The 364-nt window shown below is 57.1% G+C and carries 1 pseudogene; it reads right to left on the minus strand.

Features of this window, described 5'->3' with window-relative positions:
- Positions 1–273 precede the first annotated feature (273 nt).
- Positions 274–364, minus strand: a pseudogene (locus EN859_RS40050) (riboflavin synthase); the annotation flags it as partial.

Genomic DNA, 364 nt, shown 5'->3' on the forward strand with positions numbered 1-364 from the left:
GAATGAACGCTTTGCCGTGTTCGGATATGCCAGCCATAAAAGTCTCCGGGGGATCGCCGGTGACTTAGGCCGAAGCCGGGTTGATCGCAAGCGGAAGATGTTACTATGCGACGCTGCGTAATTTAATCAGGCCGACGTGTTGGTGCAGTCTCCAGGTCTCTGGCCCAAGCCTCGATCTCTTTCTGATCAATCACTCGGCCAGCATCGATATCCGCCAGCACCTCAAAGCTCATCCGTCGATGATCGACCGCCTTCTGCCTTCGGCCTGAACCATCAAAGCCCTTCTTTAGCCGCCTCCACCAATCGTGCGGCATAGCGCGCCATGGTGTCGATTTCGATATTGACGCGGTCGCCGGTCCGGCGG

Source organism: Mesorhizobium sp. M00.F.Ca.ET.216.01.1.1 (genome assembly GCF_004010325.2).
Classification (GTDB): Bacteria; Pseudomonadota; Alphaproteobacteria; order Rhizobiales; family Rhizobiaceae; genus Mesorhizobium.